This window comes from Metapseudomonas otitidis, from assembly GCF_011397855.1.
GTDB lineage: Bacteria > Pseudomonadota > Gammaproteobacteria > Pseudomonadales > Pseudomonadaceae > Metapseudomonas > Metapseudomonas otitidis.
In genome coordinates this window covers 5,368,067-5,381,046 of the sequence record NZ_AP022642.1, presented here as the reverse complement: position 1 = coordinate 5,381,046, position 12,980 = coordinate 5,368,067, and the positions used below count along the sequence as shown (strand labels likewise).

At 67.7% G+C, this 12,980-nt stretch carries 15 protein-coding genes; 6 read left to right on the top strand and 9 right to left on the bottom strand.

What is annotated here, in order from left to right; genetic code table 11:
* Positions 1-54 precede the first annotated feature (54 nt).
* Both PotMrB4_RS24980 and PotMrB4_RS24975 read right to left on the bottom strand, forming a co-directional pair.
* Positions 55-738 carry an SDR family oxidoreductase gene (locus PotMrB4_RS24980; protein ID WP_172434751.1) on the bottom strand — a complete coding sequence of 228 codons (684 nt, stop codon included), beginning with the start codon at positions 736-738 and terminating at the stop codon, positions 55-57.
* Between the two features lie 60 nt (positions 739-798).
* Positions 799-1,719 carry a LysR family transcriptional regulator gene (locus PotMrB4_RS24975; RefSeq protein WP_044412968.1) on the bottom strand — a complete coding sequence of 307 codons (921 nt, stop codon included), beginning with the start codon at positions 1,717-1,719 and terminating at the stop codon, positions 799-801.
* A gap of 123 nt (positions 1,720-1,842) precedes the next feature.
* Between PotMrB4_RS24975 and PotMrB4_RS24970 the strand changes: the two genes are divergently transcribed.
* From PotMrB4_RS24970 to gabP, 4 genes are all read left to right on the top strand, one after another.
* The gene (locus tag PotMrB4_RS24970; protein WP_044412965.1) at positions 1,843-3,189 is read left to right on the top strand and encodes an aspartate aminotransferase family protein; all 1,347 of its coding nucleotides are present in this window, start codon (positions 1,843-1,845) and stop codon (positions 3,187-3,189) included.
* A complete protein-coding gene (locus PotMrB4_RS24965) occupies positions 3,189-3,476 on the top strand; it encodes a cupin domain-containing protein (protein ID WP_044412962.1) in 288 nt (95 codons plus the stop codon). Before PotMrB4_RS24970 ends, PotMrB4_RS24965 begins: the two co-directional genes overlap by 1 nt.
* Before the next feature lie 61 nt (positions 3,477-3,537).
* Complete coding sequence (locus tag PotMrB4_RS24960; RefSeq protein WP_172434750.1) at positions 3,538-5,034, top strand: CoA-acylating methylmalonate-semialdehyde dehydrogenase; 1,497 nt, start codon at positions 3,538-3,540, stop codon at positions 5,032-5,034.
* Positions 5,035-5,214: 180 nt separating this feature from the next.
* Positions 5,215-6,636 (top strand): GABA permease, encoded by a 1,422-nt coding sequence (gabP, locus tag PotMrB4_RS24955; protein ID WP_044412957.1) that lies wholly within the window; start codon positions 5,215-5,217, stop codon positions 6,634-6,636.
* 64 nt (positions 6,637-6,700) lie between these two features.
* Here the strand turns inward: gabP and PotMrB4_RS24950 are convergent, their stop codons facing one another.
* The 6 genes from PotMrB4_RS24950 to PotMrB4_RS24925 all read right to left on the bottom strand — a co-directional run bounded on the left by PotMrB4_RS24950 (position 6,701) and on the right by PotMrB4_RS24925 (position 10,817).
* Positions 6,701-7,105 carry a RidA family protein gene (locus tag PotMrB4_RS24950; protein ID WP_172434749.1) on the bottom strand — a complete coding sequence of 135 codons (405 nt, stop codon included), beginning with the start codon at positions 7,103-7,105 and terminating at the stop codon, positions 6,701-6,703.
* A 118-nt stretch (positions 7,106-7,223) separates the two neighbouring features.
* Positions 7,224-7,757 (bottom strand): REP-associated tyrosine transposase, encoded by a 534-nt coding sequence (locus tag PotMrB4_RS24945; protein ID WP_172434748.1) that lies wholly within the window; start codon positions 7,755-7,757, stop codon positions 7,224-7,226.
* A 421-nt stretch (positions 7,758-8,178) separates the two neighbouring features.
* Positions 8,179-8,628, bottom strand: coding sequence for a BRO-N domain-containing protein (locus PotMrB4_RS24940; protein ID WP_107329798.1), 450 nt, complete (start codon positions 8,626-8,628; stop codon positions 8,179-8,181).
* A gap of 493 nt (positions 8,629-9,121) precedes the next feature.
* Positions 9,122-9,379, bottom strand: a complete 258-nt coding sequence (locus PotMrB4_RS24935; protein ID WP_172434747.1) for a helix-hairpin-helix domain-containing protein — start codon at positions 9,377-9,379, stop codon at positions 9,122-9,124.
* Positions 9,380-9,388: 9 nt separating this feature from the next.
* Positions 9,389-9,844 carry an RDD family protein gene (locus PotMrB4_RS24930; RefSeq protein ID WP_142014078.1) on the bottom strand — a complete coding sequence of 152 codons (456 nt, stop codon included), beginning with the start codon at positions 9,842-9,844 and terminating at the stop codon, positions 9,389-9,391.
* Between the two features lie 187 nt (positions 9,845-10,031).
* Positions 10,032-10,817 carry a hypothetical protein gene (locus tag PotMrB4_RS24925; protein ID WP_172434746.1) on the bottom strand — a complete coding sequence of 262 codons (786 nt, stop codon included), beginning with the start codon at positions 10,815-10,817 and terminating at the stop codon, positions 10,032-10,034.
* Between the two features lie 162 nt (positions 10,818-10,979).
* On the opposite strand from PotMrB4_RS24925, the gene PotMrB4_RS24920 reads away from it, so the two are divergent.
* Both PotMrB4_RS24920 and PotMrB4_RS24915 read left to right on the top strand, forming a co-directional pair.
* The gene (locus tag PotMrB4_RS24920) at positions 10,980-11,696 is read left to right on the top strand and encodes a helix-turn-helix transcriptional regulator (RefSeq protein ID WP_069563186.1); all 717 of its coding nucleotides are present in this window, start codon (positions 10,980-10,982) and stop codon (positions 11,694-11,696) included.
* A 34-nt stretch (positions 11,697-11,730) separates the two neighbouring features.
* Entirely contained in the window at positions 11,731-12,030 is a 300-nt protein-coding gene (locus PotMrB4_RS24915) for an antibiotic biosynthesis monooxygenase family protein (RefSeq protein WP_044412937.1), read from the top strand.
* Here PotMrB4_RS24915 and PotMrB4_RS24910 read toward each other — a convergent pair.
* The gene (locus tag PotMrB4_RS24910) at positions 12,017-12,862 is read right to left on the bottom strand and encodes an arylamine N-acetyltransferase family protein (protein ID WP_172434745.1); all 846 of its coding nucleotides are present in this window, start codon (positions 12,860-12,862) and stop codon (positions 12,017-12,019) included. The genes PotMrB4_RS24915 and PotMrB4_RS24910 overlap by 14 nt on opposite strands.
* Positions 12,863-12,980 lie beyond the last annotated feature (118 nt).

Sequence of the window (12,980 nt, the reverse complement as noted above, 5' to 3'; positions counted from 1 at the left end):
CGTCCGCGAGCGCGGATGGTGCACGGCGGTGCCGCCGCGCCGCCTGCTGGTGCGTCACCAGGGCAGGGCCTGGCCCTTGTAGTCGAGGTAATGCTGGCCGCCGCGCCCGGCGTGGGCTTCGATCTGGCGCAGGAGGCCGGCGGTGCTGGTTTCCACGTCGATGTCGGCAGCGTCGCCGCCCATGTCGGTCTTCACCCAGCCCGGGTGCAGGTTGAGCAGGGTGGGGCGCGGGCCCTGCCATTCCGCCAGCAGGCTGCGGGTGAGGGAGTTGAGCGCGGCCTTGCTGGCGCGGTAGAGCGCCAGGCCGCCGCTGTCGTTGCCGGCCACGCTGCCGAGGGTGGAACTCATGAAGGCCAGGGTGCCGCCGTCGCGCAGCTGGCCCTTGAGGCGTTCGGCCAGGCGCACCGGGGCGACGGCGTTGGTCATGAACAGCTGGGCCACCTCGGCTTCGCTGGCCTGGCTGGCCGACTGGTGGGCGGGGCCGTAGATGCCGGCGTTGACCAGGATGAGGTCGAAGCGGCGGCCTTCCAGCTGGCGGGCCAGGGCGTCCTGGCTGTCGGCCTGGGTCAGCTCTAGGGTGGCCAGTTCGACGCCGGGCAGGGCGGCCAGTTCACTGGCGCGGGCCGGGTCGCGCACGGTGGCGGTGACCTGCCAGCCGGCGCCGAGCAGCTGGCGCACCAGGCCCAGGCCGATGCCGCGGGATGCCCCGATGACCAGGGCGGAGTGTGGGGTGCTCATGGGCGGTCCTCCTTGGGATGAGGGGGCCAGCCTACTCGCTTCCGCCGTCGCCCGCGCGTCTCAGCTGGTGCCGGCCAGGGCGTCGAGGAAGCTCTCCAGCACCAGGTGCGGGCGCCGGCCCTTGCGGGTCACGGTGGCCAGGCTGAGGTCGTAGAAGCGGCTCGCCGGCTTGAGGGCGCGCAGGCGGCCCTGCTGCACCCAGAAGGTGGCGTAGTGGTCCGGCAGGTAGCCGATGTAGCGCCCGGTGAGGATGAGGAAGGCCATGCCTTCGCGGTCCGACGCGCTGGCGGTGCAGTTCAGCGCCTGGTACAGGGCCTGGATCTCGGCCGGCAGGCGGAAGGTGGGGGCGATGGCTTCCTGGTCGTTCAGGCGGGCATCGTCCAGCTGGGTGTCGTCGACGTAGAACAGCGGGTGCCCGACCGCGCAGTAGAGCAGCGAGCGCTCCTCATACAGCGGCTGGTATTCCAGGCCGGACAGCGCCGCTGTCTGCGGCACCACGCCGACGTGCACGCGGCCGTCCAGCACCCCTTGCTCCACCTCGCTGGGGGGCGTCATGCGGATGTTGATCACCACGTCCGGCCCGCGCTCCTTGAGCCGCGCCAGGGCGTGGGTGATGCGCATGTGCGGCAGGGTGACGAGGTTGTCGGTGAGGCCGATGTTCAGCTCGCCGCGCAGGTGCTGGTGCAGGCCGTTGACCTCGGTGCGGAAGGTCTCCAGCGAGGCCAGCAGCTGCTGGGTGGACTGGTAGACCTCGCGGCCCTCCTCGGTCAGCGCGAAGCCGGCCCGGCCGCGCTGGCACAGGCGCAGGCCGAGGCGCTGCTCCAGGTCGCTCATCTGCTGGCTGATGGCCGAGCGGCCGATGCCCAGCACCGTTTCCGCAGCGGAGAAACCGCCGCACTCGACCACGCTGCGGAAGATCCGCAGCAGGCGGATATCGAAGTCACTGACCTGGCCGAGAGGCTCTGGGCGGCGGGTGCTCATTGTTTAGTGAACCCTGAAGTGAAGTTTTCAAAAGTTGGATTTTCCTGACTTTATGCCCGTGGCAATGTCGACTGCAAGAACCCCTCGGTTCCACCCATGACCTGAATTGCGAGGCAGACAGGAATGAACATGCCGCAGACCACCACCCCGTCCCTGGCCAGCCAGCTGAAGCTGGATGCCCACTGGATGCCCTTCTCCGCCAACCGCAACTTCCAGCGCGATCCCCGCCTGATCGTGGCCGCCGAAGGCAGCTGGCTGATCGATGACCAGGGCCGTCGCGTGTACGACAGCCTGTCGGGCCTGTGGACCTGCGGCGCCGGTCACTCCCGCAAGGAAATCCAGGAAGCCGTGGCCAAGCAGCTCGGCACCCTCGACTACTCCCCCGGCTTCCAGTTCGGCCACCCGCTGTCCTTCAAGCTGGCCGAGAAGATCGCCAGCCTGACCCCCGGCGAGCTGAACCACGTGTTCTTCACCGGCTCCGGCTCCGAGTGCGCCGACACCGCCATCAAGATGGCCCGCGCCTACTGGCGCCTGAAAGGCCAGCCGCAGAAGACCAAGCTGATCGGCCGTGCCCGTGGCTACCACGGCGTGAACGTCGCCGGCACCGCCCTGGGCGGCATCGGCGGCAACCGCAAGATGTTCGGCCAGCTGATGGACGTCGACCACCTGCCCCACACCCTGCAGCCGGGCATGGCCTTCACCAAGGGCATGGCCGCCACCGGTGGCGTGGAGCTGGCCAACGAACTGCTCAAGCTGATCGAACTGCACGACGCCTCCAACATCGCCGCCGTGATCGTCGAGCCGATGTCCGGTTCCGCCGGGGCCATCGTCCCGCCGGTGGGCTACCTGCCGCGCCTGCGCGAGATCTGCGACCAGCACAACATCCTGCTGATCTTCGACGAAGTGATCACCGGCTTCGGCCGCATGGGCAAGTGGACCGGCGCCGAGTACTTCGGTGTGACCCCGGACCTGATGAACGTCGCCAAGCAGATCACCAACGGTGCCATCCCGCTGGGCGCGGTGATCGCCAGCCGCGAGATCTACGAGACCTTCATGAACCAGGCCACCCCGGAATACGCGGTGGAGTTCACCCACGGCTACACCTACTCCGGTCACCCGGTCGCCTGCGCCGCCGGCCTGGCCGCCCTGGAGGTGCTGGAGAAGGAGAACCTCATCCAGCAGTCCGCCGAGCTGGCTCCGCACTTCGAGAAGGCCCTGCACGGCCTGAAGGGCGCCAAGCACGTGGTCGACATCCGCAACTGCGGCCTGGCCGGTGCCCTGCAGATCGCCCCGCGTGACGGCGACGCCATCGTCCGTCCGTTCGAGGCCGGCATGGCCCTGTGGAAGGCCGGCTTCTACGTCCGCTTCGGCGGCGACACCCTGCAGTTCGGACCCACCTTCAACGCCAAGCCGGAAGACCTCGACCGCGTGTTCGACGCCGTCGGCCAGGCCCTGCAAGGCGTCGCCTGATGAGCGGGCGCCCGCAGGCCGTGCCCACCGTGCAGGTGGACAACGCCGAGGTGATCGTCACCGAGTGGCGCTTCGCCCCGGGCGCCGAGACCGGTCGCCATCGGCATGGCTACGATTACGTGGTCGTGCCCATGACCGACGGCACCCTGCTGCTGGAAACCCCGGAGGGCGAGAAGCTCGCCCCCCTGGTGGCCGGGCAGGCCTACTTCCGCAAGGCCGGCGTCGAGCACAACGTGATCAACGCCAGCGACCACGACGTGGTCTTCGTGGAAACCGAACTCAAGTAATGCACGGTCCGCAGCGCCCGCTGCGGACCCACCGGACAAGAACCTGCAAGAGACCCTACCCATGAGCCTCATCCCGCACCTGATCAACGGCGAACGCGTCGCCGACCAAGGCCGCACCGCCGACGTGTTCAACCCGTCCACCGGCGAAGCCATCCACAAGGTCGGCCTGGCCAGCCGCGAAACCCTGCAGAAGGCCATCGACGCCGCCAAGGCCGCCTTCCCCGCCTGGCGCAACACCCCGCCGGCCAAGCGCGCCCAGGTGCTGTTCCGCTTCAAGCAACTGCTGGAGCAGAACGAGGCCGAGATTTCCCGCCTGATCAGCCAGGAGCACGGCAAGACCCTCGAAGACGCCGCCGGTGAACTCAAGCGCGGCATCGAGAACGTCGAATACGCCTGCGCCGCCCCCGAGATCCTCAAGGGCGAGTACAGCCGCAACGTTGGCCCGAACATCGACGCCTGGAGCGACTTCCAGCCGGTGGGCGTGGTCGCCGGCATCACCCCGTTCAACTTCCCGGCCATGGTGCCGCTGTGGATGTACCCGCTGGCCATCGCCTGCGGCAACACCTTCATCCTCAAGCCCTCCGAGCGTGACCCCAGCTCCACCCTGTTCATCGCCGAACTGTTCGAGCAGGCCGGCCTGCCCAAGGGCGTGCTGAACGTGGTGAACGGCGACAAGGAGGCCGTGGACGGCCTGATCGAAGCGCCGGAAGTGAAGGCCATCAGCTTCGTCGGCTCCACCCCCATTGCCGAATACATCTACAGCGAAGGCACCAAGCGCGGTAAGCGCGTCCAGGCCCTGGGCGGCGCCAAGAACCACGCCGTGCTGATGCCCGATGCCGACCTCGACAACGCCGTCAGCGCACTGATGGGCGCCGCCTACGGCTCCTGCGGCGAGCGCTGCATGGCCATCTCCGTGGCCGTGTGCGTGGGCGACCAGATCGCCGATGCGCTGGTGGAGAAGATCGTTCCGCAGATCAAGGGCCTGAAGATCGGCGCCGGCACCACCTGCGGCCTGGACATGGGCCCGCTGGTCACCGCCGCCGCCCGCGACAAGGTGGTCGGCTACATCGACGACGGCGTCGCTGCCGGCGCCAAGCTGGTGGTGGACGGCCGTGGCTACCGCGTCGTCGGTCATGAAGACGGCTACTTCGTCGGTGGCACCCTGTTCGACAACGTCACCGCCGACATGCGCATCTACCAGGAAGAGATCTTCGGCCCGGTGCTCTGCATCGTTCGCGTCGGCAGCCTGGAAGAAGCCATGCAGCTGATCAACGACCACGAGTACGGCAACGGCACCTGCATCTTCACCCGCGACGGTGAAGCCGCCCGCCTGTTCTGCGACGAGATCGAAGTGGGCATGGTCGGCGTCAACGTGCCGCTGCCGGTCCCGGTCAGCTACCACAGCTTCGGTGGCTGGAAGCGTTCGCTGTTCGGCGACCTGCACGCCTACGGCCCGGACGGCGTGCGCTTCTACACCCGCCGCAAGGCCATCACCCAGCGCTGGCCGCAGCGCGCCAGCCACGAGGCCGCGCAGTTCGCGTTCCCCAGCAACGGCTGATCCGCACAGGCAAGGGGCATGACCGGTGACGGTCATGCCCCTTTTTCTTTTACCCACGTCCAGAGGTCCCGCTCCGCTCGTCCCCGCTGTTGAACCGCACCACGTGCGCTCGACTCGAACCGACTGTCATCGCCCTTCCAGATGGCAGCGCCACCAAGAACAATCGAGAAGGAATCGCCCATGCCCTCTTCACCGCTCCTCGCCTCGCAACTGCCCCGCGACACCTCCGCGGCCCTCGCGCCCGGTCTCAAGCAACGCCACGTGACCATGCTCTCCATCGCCGGGGTGATCGGCGCCGGCCTGTTCGTCGGCTCCGGCCACGCCATCGCCGCCGCCGGCCCCGCCGTGCTCCTGGCCTACCTGTTCGCCGGCACCCTGGTGGTGCTGGTGATGCGCATGCTCGGGGAGATGGCCGTCGCCTCGCCCGACACCGGCTCCTTCTCCACCTACGCCGACCGCGCCATCGGGCGCTGGGCCGGCTTCACTATCGGCTGGCTCTACTGGTGGTTCTGGGTGCTGGTCATCCCGCTGGAGGCCATCGCCGCGGCGGCCATCCTCAACGCCTGGTTCCCCGCCATCGACACCTGGATGTTCGCCTTGCTGGTGACCCTGGCGCTGACCGTCACCAACCTGTTCAGCGTGGCGCGCTACGGCGAGTTCGAGTTCTGGTTCGCCCTGCTCAAGGTGCTGGCGATCATCGCCTTCATCGTGCTGGGCGCCGTGGCCCTCGCCGGTGGGCTGCCGGAACGCGAGGTGAGCGGCCTGGGACAGCTGATGGCGACCCACGGCGGTTTCCTGCCCAACGGCTATGGCGCCGTGGTCGGGGCCCTGCTCACCACCATGTTCAGCTTCATGGGCACCGAGATCGTCACCATCGCCGCCGCCGAGTCGCAGAACCCGGCTCGGCAGATCACCCGCGCCACCCGCTCGGTGATCTGGCGCATCGGCCTGTTCTACCTGGTGTCGATCTTCCTCGTCGTTTCCATCGTGCCGTGGAACGACCCGCAGCTCGCCGAAGTGGGCTCCTACCAGCGCGCCCTGGAGCTGTTGGCCATCCCCCACGCCAAGCTGATCGTCGACCTCGTCGTGCTGGTGGCCGTCGCCAGCTGCCTCAACTCGGCGATCTACACCGCCTCGCGCATGGTCTTCTCCCTGGCGCGCCGGGGTGACGCGCCCGAGCGCCTGCAGCGCACCAACGCCAGCCAGGTGCCCCGTGCCGCCGTCCTGGCCAGCACCGCCGTGGGCTTCCTCACCACGGTGCTGAACTACTTCGCGCCGGAGAAGGTGTTCGCCTTCCTCCTCGCCTCCTCGGGGGCGGTGGCGCTGCTGGTCTACCTGGTCATCGCCGTGTCCCAGCTGCGCATGCGCCGCCAGTTGCAGCAGGCCGGGGACTCGCCGGAGTTCCGCATGTGGCTGTACCCCTGGCTGACCTGGGCGGTGATCCTGTTCATCAGCGCCGCCCTCATCACCATGCTGGCCATGCCCGCCCACCGGCAGGAAGTGCTGGCCACGGCCCTGCTCAGCGTCCTCATCGTCTGCCTCGGGCTGCTCAATGCCCGGCGCAAGCGGCGCATCGAGGCCGGCATCCCCGCCAGCGCCTGACGGGCCCCGCGTGCAACCCAAAAGCCCCGGCATGGCCGGGGCTTTTGCATGGAGCGGTATCGGATTACACGGCGGGAATCACGGCCTGGGCCTCGATCTCGATCAGCCATTCCGGCTCGGACAGGCCGCTCACCACGACCCAGGACGAGGCCGGTGGCTGATGGGGGAAGAAGGCCTTGAGTGCGTCGACGATCACCCCCTGATCCTGCCTGGCCCTCTCGACCAGATAGAGGCGAAGCATCACCACGTGGCCCAGCTCGCCGCCTGCCGCCTCCAGCACCAGGCGGACATTCTCCAGGGCGGCCCGCGTCTGGCTGGCGAGATTGTGGCCGGCCAGGCGCTCCTGGGCGTCCACGCCGACCTGGCCGGAGAGGTTGACCAGTCGCCCCCCTTCGCTGACCACGGCCTGGCTGAAACCGTATTGCAGCGTATTGAACACGCTGTCCGGATTGATGGATTGCCTTTCCATGCATCGACTCCCTCGTTGGCTGGAGCGCGCAGTCTAGAGAGGGCGAAAGGCCTTGTGGCCGGCGGGGTGTTGCAGATTGTTTGGCCGGGGGCGCCGGTGTCACCTGGCGCGCGCTGGCTCAACGCTCTCCGGTTGAAGGCTCCAGCGTGTCCTCGCCGCCCGCCCAGTCCCGTGGCAGCGTGCCGCTCTCCACATAGCGATGGAAGGACGACCACGGCCAGTCCACCACCCGCGCTACGTGGCCATGCTTGCGCGGGTTGTGGTGGATGTAGTCCACGTGTCGGGCGAAGTCGGCATCGTCGCGGATGCGGTGCTCCCAGAAACGGCGTTGCCAGATGCCGCGCTCCCGGCGTTTTTGACGGCTGGCCGAGAGGGGCTCTTCCGGCATCAGGGCGCGGGAGAAGTGCGCCTTGATCATGCCCCAGCGCAGCCCGTAGCCGGCATCACCCGGCGGCAGGGTACAGAGCGCATGCAGGTGATCGGGCAGCACGACGATGGCGTCGATCCGCCAGGGGTGGCGGCGCATCACCGCGCGGAAGCTTTCGCGCAGCAGGTCGATCTGCTCCACCAGCAGGCGGCTGCGGCGGTCGGCGAGGTTGACGGTGAAGAACCAGGTCGAGCCCGGCGTGAGGTCGCGTCGGTAGGCGGTCATGGGCAGGCATCCGTGCCAGGAGGGAACGCAGACCCTAGGGACCGTCCCCCCTGTCGACAAGGCCAGGCCAGTGAAGTCGGACCTTTCCACCGCAAAAGACGCAACACCCGTAGGATGGGCTGAGCTGTGCGAAGCCCATCGCTGGCGTGGCGCGGAGGTGGGGCTTGATGCGGTTCGCGGAGCTCACCGCATCCTACGGGTGCAGCCCATGACTGGCGGACCGGGTGTTGTGCATGGGCTCATCGATACGTAAATCGTGCGGCCCGTAGTATGGGCTGAGCTGTGCGAAGCCCATCGCTGGCATGGCGTGGAGTGGGGCTTGATGCGGTTCGCGTAGCTCACCGCATCCTACGGGTGCAGCCCATGGCTGGCGGCCTGGGTGTTGTGCATGGGCTCATCGATACGTGAATCGTGCAGGGGGTCAGGTGCCTATATAGCGGGGCACTTTTTCCCAAGGCATCCACAATTCGCCCTGCCACTCCAGCAACGACAGCCTCTGGTTCTGCCAGCCGATCACGACGCGGCGAGGCGTGTAGGTGCTGGTTGCCACTTGGTCACGCAACGTGGGGATGACTTCGCGGGTCAGCCATTCATCAAGGTGAAGGCATTCCGGATGACCGAAGCGAATGAGGGCCTTGTAGAGGCCGGCTTCGTTGAGGAGATGAACGTCCTCTTCGTTGCCAGTGGCATAGACGAAGCGAGTGGTCCGTGTCTCGAAGGGGCGCAGGCGCCGATGTAACGCTTGAGGATGATGCAGCCCTAGCAGGCGAGCGAAATCGTAAGTGGAGAACCAGGGTTGGTTGTCGATCATCACCCCGCGCAGGGGGCGCTTGTGGCGGATGAAGGTGAAGGGAACATGTACGTCAGGCATCGTCTCTACCCGTAACCAGCAAGTGAATGCAGTGCCGTTGTCTGTTAACGGCAGTTCGTCGCGTGCGTATCAAACGCATGCGCGCATGGTTCAGGTCGTCAAGCCCGGTCGCGGGATTGACCGCGACCGGGCGAAGTTAGGGAGCGTGGCGGCGGCGAACAAGGTTGCGCGGGCGGTTTCGGACATTTCTTCGTCGGCGCGAGGCGTTTCACGTTGGCACGTGCGCTTGGCATGGTCAGTTCAGCCTTGGAGTGCCCACAGAATCTGTGGGTGGGGCTGTGGATAACGTTGGGAGAAGCGCTGGCAATGCCCGCCAAGCTTGGCCTGCTGGGCATTGTTCGCTTTTTCGCCAGCCAATCGTCGATGACAGTGGGGAGGCGGTGCGGCCCGTAGGATGGGCTGAGCTGTGCGAAGCCCATCGCTGGCGTGGCGCGGAGGTGGGGCTTGATGCGGTTCGCGTAGCTCACCGCATCCTACGGGGACGGCGTTTTCGTCAATCCGCTGGGGACTGGGTGCGGGCGAAGTCGATGATGGCCTGGATGGCGGCGCGGGCCTGGGGGCTGTTGTGCCAGCAGGTGGAGCCCATCATGCGGGCGATCTGCAGGGTCAGGTCGGCGGCTTCGCAGCGGGCCAGTTGCGCCAGGTCGCGGAAGCCGATCTGTTCCAGGCGGTTGACCACGGTGGGGCCGACGCCCTTGAGGGCTACCAGCTGGGCGCGGGTCTCGGGGGTGAAGCCTTGGGATTCGCTCATGGTCGGGCCTCAGCTTTCTGGTTGCTGTGTGGGCGCGTCTTCCATCTCGGCGATGCGCTTGCGTACGGCAGGGATGTCGCTGACCGGGACGACGAAGGTGAAGGCCCACATATCGCCCAGGCGCTGTGCATGGCTGGAGCACAGGACGGCGATGGCGGCAGGGATGGCGCCGATGACGAAGGGGTTGACCTCCACCAGGCGGAAAACGCTGCGAATCAGGACCTGGTTCAGGCTGGGCGGCTCGCCATTGGGGGCGATGACGCGGATGCGGCAGATCCACTTGCCGGGGGTGAAACCGCGCAGCAGCCACTCGCACAGCGGGAAGTACAGGACCATCGGTACGAGGAACATGAGCAGGTTCTGTGTCCACGTGATTAGCACGATGGACAAGGCGTAGATCGCTGCGCCGTCGAGGCCAGTAGCGATGGCACGCAGGATGAGCATGTGGATGCGGGAAACGTCCATGTTGGGTACCACGGTTGGAACTGAAGGTGCGCCAGTTTAAACGAGCCCCCTCGTTTCGACTGTGATCCGACCGAAAAGACGGCGTTGTGCTGCCCACAATTTCTGTGGGGCAAGCTGTGGATAACATTGGGGCGGATCGCTGCGGCCCCGGCCGCCCGTGGGGTTCAGGCGGCTGGTGGTTTTTCCGTCAGGCGCTGTATTCGCGGCACCAGGTTTCGCCGTATTCCGCGAGCAGGGCCTGGACCAGGCCGTTGGCCTTTGCGGCGTCGGCGAAGCGGAACAGCACCCAGACCAGGCTGCGCACCTGTTCGTCGCGGGTCTTGTAGTGGGGGATGTCCTGCAGGGCGTCGGTGGCCTGCTTGAACCAGGCGAACAGCAGGCGCTGGTCGGCGTCGTCGGCCCCGAGCAGGAAGATGAACAGCACGCCGATGAAGGCGAGGCTGAAATCCAGGTTGTCGCGGTCGAAGGCCAGCCGGGCGAACGGCACCGCCTGCAGCACGCGGGTGATTTCGCTGTGCAGCCAGGCGTCCTCGCCGAATTCGGCCTTGAGCTTGGCGGCCTTGGCCAGCATGCCGGGCTGGTGGGCGAAGCGGCCAACCTGGGCGAGCAGGGCCAGGCGGCGGGCGTGGGCCTCCAGGGTCATCTCGCCGCCGAACAGCAGGACCATCTCCCAGCGTTTGAGACGGCAGCGCGGGTAGCCGTGTTCGGCCAGCACACGGGCCGCGTCCGTCGCTGCGGCGGTGAGCAGGTCGAGGTGGCGCTGACTCTCAACGGGCGGTGTGCCGCCGTTCAACAGCAGGTAGTAGTAGAAGGCCTGCAAGGTGGCGTCATCGAGCTCCTTCGGCGGCTTCTTCACCAGCGGGGTGATGCTCGGGTGGTGGCTGCAGTAGTAGGCGTTGGAGCTGTTGGCGGCGGCGAAGTCGGCTTCGCCGGAGGCGATGAACTGCTGGATGATTTCCGTCTTGCTGGACATGGGCATTCCCCGGTTGGCGGCGCCTCGCAGCATAGAGGGCCGGGCGGGACATTTCTGCGGGGGCGGTGGCGTTCCCGGCAGGTGGTGGCCCGGCGGCGCTGGTTTTTCCCCGGACGCTGTGCGCAAATGCCCGCCGGTTTCCCTTTCACGACGACCCCTGTCATGCGCAAGGCCGATCGCCTGTTCCAGGTGGTGAACCTGATCCGTGCCCACCAGCCCATCAGCGCCCGACGCCTGGCGGAGCGCCTGGGCGTGTCGGTGCGGACCATCTACCGCTACGTGGACGATTTGTCCCTGAGTGGCATCCCGATCTACGGCGAGGCCGGTGTGGGCTATGCGCTGGACGAGCACTTCGAGTTGCCGCCGCTGGCGCTCAATGCCGATGAGCTGGATGCGTTGCTGCTGGGCGTCGAGCTGCTGTCGCGCACGGTGGGCGCGGAGATGGCCGGGGCAGCGCGCTCGTTGCTGAGCAAGATCCAGGCGGCGGTGCCGGCCCATGGGCTGGACCCGCAAGCGGCGCCGGTGCGGGCCTTCGTCAGCCCCTTCACCCAGGAGCAGATGCGCCACTGGGATGCACTGCGCCGGGCGATCCGCGACCGTGCGGCGCTGCGCATCGAGTACCTGAGCCTGGACGAGCGCGCCTCCCAGCGGGTGATCCAGCCGGTGGGGTTGTTCTACTGGGTGGGCAAGTGGACGGTGGCGGCCTGGTGCGACCTGCGTGGGGAATACCGCGACTTCCGCGTGGACCGCATCCAGGCACTGGCGCGCCTGCCCGCTGCCGCGCCCGCTGGCGAGGCGCCGAGCCTGGAGGCCTACATGCGCCAGCGCTGCGCGCCGGAGCCGGCCACTGACAGCACGCTGTCAGCAGGGGGCCTCTAGGCTGCGTCGTCCCACCCAGCGGAAGGCGATCAACATGCAAGAGTCATCGGTTCTGGAACTGGTGCTGTTCACCACCAAGCCCGGTCGCGAGGCGCGGGTGGCGGAGCTGCGCGAACAGGTGCGCGAGGCACTGCGGGATTTCGAGGGCTTCATCGGCCTGCGCGGCCTGGCCGCTGTCGAGGGCGCGCCGGTCTACGCCGACCTGGTGGAGTGGACCTCCCACGAGCAGGCCCTGGCTGCCGCGCGGGCCTTCAGCGAGCGGGACCTGCGCTTCCAGCCCTACCTGCGGGAGATCCAGGAAGTGATCTTCATGGGGCACTTCAGCCCGGCGTAGCCGCCAGCAGGCCGACCAGGCGCTGGCGCAGGGCGGCCAGGTCATCGTCACGCAGGGCCAGGCGGAATTCGTGCTGCAGCACCTCCAGCACCGCGTCCGGGTCGGTGAGGGTGCGTTGGTGTGCCTGGCCATCGGGCGTGCGGCGGGTGAACAGGCCGTTGCGCAGGGTCAGGCGCTGCCCGGGCTCGGTGCGGGCGGCCACCAGCATCTGGCAGAACAGGCTGTCCGGGTGGGTGGAGGTGTACCAGTTGCGCGGGGTGTAATCGATCCAGGGCTGGGGCTGCAGGTTGAAGTGGTAGACCGGCAGCCAGGCCTCGCCGATGCGGGTCTCCAGGTGGAAGTCGTCCTGCGTTTCGCTCGGCGGCAGCAGCCGGAAGGGCAGGTCGCCCAGGCCCTCGCGGCCTTCCAGGGGCAGGGCGCGGGTCGGGTTGGCGGAGCCGAAGCCGACATCGGCGAGGTAGGCGCCGCCGGCCAGGTCGATGCGCAGCATCAGGTGCGAGGTGAGGGTCAGCGGCGCCTCGGCGGGCAGCCCCCAGCGCACCCGTGCCACCAGCGGCGTGACGCGGAAACCCAGGCTCATCAGCAGCCGGCCGAACAGGCCGTTGAGTTCGAAGCAGTAGCCGCCCCGGCCGCGTTCCACCACCTTGGCGAAGACCCGCTCGGCGTCGATGTGGATGGGCCGCGCCAGCAGCACGTCGAGGTTCTCGAAGGCCACCCGCGCCAGGTGCGCGCCGATCAGGGCATCCAGGGCCTCCCGATCCAGGCGTTGCGGTGCGGGAAGGCCGAGGTGGGCGAGGTAGGCGTGGGTCTGGTCGGGGGTGAGCGGGTGCATGCCGGGCTCCATGGGCGTGACCCGAGGATGCTAGCAGAGCGCCGTGAACCTGCCGCTTGTTCTGGTTATGAAACGGGGCTGTGAAATATACGCAACGTCGCCCGCCAAATTGTCTGAC

Coding starts and splice junctions, on each gene's coding strand:
- PotMrB4_RS24910 (WP_172434745.1), bottom strand. CDS start 12,862: ATGCACCCGCTCACCCCCGACCAGACCCACGCCTACCTCGCCCACCTC.
- PotMrB4_RS24975 (WP_044412968.1), bottom strand. CDS start 1,719: ATGAGCACCCGCCGCCCAGAGCCTCTCGGCCAGGTCAGTGACTTCGAT.
- PotMrB4_RS24925 (WP_172434746.1), bottom strand. CDS start 10,817: ATGTCCAGCAAGACGGAAATCATCCAGCAGTTCATCGCCTCCGGCGAA.
- PotMrB4_RS24945 (WP_172434748.1), bottom strand. CDS start 7,757: ATGACCGCCTACCGACGCGACCTCACGCCGGGCTCGACCTGGTTCTTC.
- gabP (WP_044412957.1), top strand. CDS start 5,215: ATGCCCTCTTCACCGCTCCTCGCCTCGCAACTGCCCCGCGACACCTCC.
- PotMrB4_RS24970 (WP_044412965.1), top strand. CDS start 1,843: ATGAACATGCCGCAGACCACCACCCCGTCCCTGGCCAGCCAGCTGAAG.
- PotMrB4_RS24935 (WP_172434747.1), bottom strand. CDS start 9,379: ATGAGCGAATCCCAAGGCTTCACCCCCGAGACCCGCGCCCAGCTGGTA.
- PotMrB4_RS24950 (WP_172434749.1), bottom strand. CDS start 7,105: ATGGAAAGGCAATCCATCAATCCGGACAGCGTGTTCAATACGCTGCAA.
- PotMrB4_RS24930 (WP_142014078.1), bottom strand. CDS start 9,844: ATGGACGTTTCCCGCATCCACATGCTCATCCTGCGTGCCATCGCTACT.
- PotMrB4_RS24960 (WP_172434750.1), top strand. CDS start 3,538: ATGAGCCTCATCCCGCACCTGATCAACGGCGAACGCGTCGCCGACCAA.
- PotMrB4_RS24915 (WP_044412937.1), top strand. CDS start 11,731: ATGCAAGAGTCATCGGTTCTGGAACTGGTGCTGTTCACCACCAAGCCC.
- PotMrB4_RS24965 (WP_044412962.1), top strand. CDS start 3,189: ATGAGCGGGCGCCCGCAGGCCGTGCCCACCGTGCAGGTGGACAACGCC.
- PotMrB4_RS24940 (WP_107329798.1), bottom strand. CDS start 8,628: ATGCCTGACGTACATGTTCCCTTCACCTTCATCCGCCACAAGCGCCCC.
- PotMrB4_RS24920 (WP_069563186.1), top strand. CDS start 10,980: ATGCGCAAGGCCGATCGCCTGTTCCAGGTGGTGAACCTGATCCGTGCC.
- PotMrB4_RS24980 (WP_172434751.1), bottom strand. CDS start 738: ATGAGCACCCCACACTCCGCCCTGGTCATCGGGGCATCCCGCGGCATC.